Origin of the sequence: Xanthomonas populi, assembly GCF_002940065.1 — a bacterium.
In the GTDB taxonomy this organism is placed as follows: Bacteria; Pseudomonadota; Gammaproteobacteria; order Xanthomonadales; family Xanthomonadaceae; genus Xanthomonas; species Xanthomonas populi.
In genome coordinates, this window is record NZ_MDEJ01000237.1 from 1 (window position 1) to 3,080 (window position 3,080).

General features: G+C 61.9%; 1 protein-coding gene and 1 pseudogene. Both read left to right on the forward strand.

The genetic code is table 11. From position 1 onward, the window contains the following. Positions 1-335 precede the first annotated feature (335 nt). Positions 336-2,432, forward strand: a complete 2,097-nt coding sequence (locus XpopCFBP1817_RS20275) for a methyl-accepting chemotaxis protein (protein WP_128418446.1) — start codon at positions 336-338, stop codon at positions 2,430-2,432. A gap of 174 nt (positions 2,433-2,606) precedes the next feature. Then, positions 2,607-3,080, forward strand: a pseudogene (locus XpopCFBP1817_RS20280) (IS3 family transposase); the annotation flags it as partial.

Here is a 3,080-nt window from a genome sequence, read left to right on the forward strand (position 1 = left end):
CGTCAGCTCAACACCAGCTTGCAGATGATCCACCTGGCGTTCCTGGCGTTGCTGCTTAGAAGACTTTGAACAGGCTCTTAAGCGCTGCGCAACGCGGCGGCATTTGCTATGTGTCATCCCGATCGGGATGACCTTGCATCGATACGAGACCAACCACACCTGAATCCTGCTGACGTGCCGGTTTCAGTTTCAATGGCTAGGGTCGCTAATAGCCACGTACAGACGCAATCGGAGCGGCAGCAGCCATGTCGTTTCAAGGAACGTGCACCTGCCTCCGCCTCCCTGCTGCTGGGACTCCCCGCTCTCCGCTTTGTCGGATCATCGATCAAACCCCCATGCATGTCTTCTTGAATCTGCGTATTGGTCAGCGCCTGGCCCTTGGCTTTCTTTCGATCATCGTGCTGATGGTGAGCCTCACCGTGGTCGGCATCCACCGCGTGCGCAGCATCGACCAGCAGCTGACCGCAATCAACGAGGTCAACAGCGTCAAACAACGCTATGCGATCAACTTTCGCGGCAGCGTCCACGACCGTGCGATTGCTCTGCGCGATGTGGTGCTGATGGACGACCCGGCAGACCGGCACGCGGCAGAACAATCGATCGACAAGCTCGCCGCAGACTACGCCCGCTCCGCGCAGCCGCTCGACAGCATGATCGCCGCCTCGTCGGCTGCCAAAGAGAAAGGAATTCTCCAGCAGATCAAGGAGATCGAGCAGCGCACCATGCCGTTTATCGCCAGTGTGCGTGCACTGCGCGAGGCAGGCGACAAATCGCAGGCCGAGCAGCTGCTGTTACATGAAGCGCGGCCCGACTTCATCGCCTGGCTGGCCAGCATCAACGCCTTCATCGATCTGCAGGAAGCCAAGAACCACGAAGCGGCCAAAGATGCCGTCGCCACCGCGCGCGGCTTTGCGATGCTGATGGTGATCTCCACCGTCATCGCACTGCTGCTGGGCGCCACAATTGCCTTCCTGCTCACCCGCAGCGTCGTGCTGCCCTTGCGCCAATCGCTGCGCCTGGCAGAGCGCATTAACGACGGCGATCTGCACAGCCAGGACATGCCCACCAGCAAGGACGAATCCGGCCAGCTGCTGCGTGCCATGCAACACATGCAGCGCCGCCTGCAAGAAGTGATCTCCGCCCAGCGTGCCATGGCCGCCCGCCACGAAGCTGGCGAGATCAGCTATCGCACCGATGCGCAGCGCTTCCCAGGCGAATACGGCGTTATGGTGCAAGACACCAACGCCCTGGTACATGCGCACGTACAGACACAGCTACGCATGACCGAGGTCATGGGCAGCTACGCGGTGGGCAATCCCGCGCAGGACATCGAACAGTATCCCGGCGAAAAGGCCGCCATCACCGCCACCATGCAGCAGGCGAAGCAGAACCTGCGCGCCATAAACGCACAGATCCAGGAACTCACCCAGGCCGCCTGTGCGGGTAACTTCGCGCTACGCGGCCAGCCGGAAAAGTTCGAGCACGACTTCCGCCTGATGGTCGAAAACCTCAACACCATGATGGCCACCTCCGACACCAACCTGGCCAAGTTCTCCGATCTGCTGCGCGCCATTGCCGACGGCGACCTGACCGTGCGCATGACAGGCAACTTCCACGGCGTGTTCGCTTCCATGCGCGACGATGCCAACAGCACCGTGCACCGCCTCACCGACATCGTCACGCATATCCAGACCACCTCCAACAGTATTGGTTTTTCCACCGAAGACATCGCCAGCGGCAATCAGGAACTGGCCCGCCGCAGCGAGCAACAGGCAGCCAATCTCGAAGAAACCGCCGCATCGATGGAAGAGCTGACCTCCACCGTCAAGCAAAACGCTGAGCACGCAAGCCGCGCCAACCAGCTCGCGCTGGGCGCCGCAGCAATCGCCTCGGACGGACGCGACGTGGTCGGTCAGGTCATCGAACAGATGTCCGGCATCGAAGCTTCGTCCAAGCGCATCGCCGATATCATTTCGGTCATCGACGGCATCGCCTTCCAGACCAACATCCTTGCTCTCAACGCCGCCGTCGAAGCCGCACGCGCCGGCGAGCAAGGCAGCGGATTCGCCGTCGTTGCTTCCGAAGTACGCACCCTCTCGCACCGCTCATCGGACGCCGCCAAGGAAATCAAACGCCTGATCGACGACTCGGTACAACGCGTCGCCGACGGCGCGACACTGGTGCAAAAGGCCGGCACCACCATGAGCGAGGTCGTCACCAGCGTCCAGCACGTCACCGACATCATGGGCCACATCTCCGCCGCCTCCCAAGAGCAAGCCGGCGGCATCGAACAGGTGAATCAGACCATCGCCCAGATGGACGAAACCACCCAACAAAACGTCCGTCTGGTCGAAGCAGCAAGCACCGCCGCGCGCTCGCTTGAAGAGCATTCGACGCAGCTGACGCGGGCTGTCGAGGTGTTTAAGGTCTAGGCAGTGGTGATGTAACCGTTCGCGAGGTCGCCTTGCAGTCCGTTGGCACACTCCTGTTGTGGGGCATAGTTCCGCCCTCCTCCGCTTCCGAGTGGACAGCTTGTTCAAACTGAATCGCCCAGGGTTCCCTGGACATCTGACGGCCAGGGGAAAATGGCGAATTCGGAGGTGTCCATGAGCAACAAGCGGTAGCCGGATGAGGTCAAGGCGGAGGCGGTCCGGCAAGCGACCGATCGCGGGTTCGAGGTGGCAGAGGTGGCCGAGCGACTGCAAGTACGCCTTCATGCAGGCCCATCGTGGGGAGTTCCGGCTGTGCGCGATGTGCCGGGTGTTGCGGGTGAACCGAGCCGGTTACTACGCCTAGCTGCGCTCGCCCAAGCGTGATCGCGCCGAGGATGACGAACGTCCGCTGGGGCTGATCACGCACCAACGGCTGGCCAGCGGCAGTGTCGATGGGCATCGCAAGATCACCAAGGATCTGCGGGATCTGCGCGAACACCGCAGTCGCCGTCGCGTGCATCGGTTGATGCGCACGCAAGGGCTGCGTACTCAGGTGGGCGATGGTCGCAAACCACGCGTCCATGGCGGGTCCGAGTGCGCAGCGGCGACCAACCTGCTGGATCGGCAGTTCGACGTGACTGCGCCCAA

Excerpts from the sequence above, each read along its gene's own strand:
- XpopCFBP1817_RS20275 (WP_128418446.1), top strand. The coding sequence starts at position 336 with ATGCATGTCTTCTTGAATCTGCGTATTGGTCAGCGCCTGGCCCTTGGC.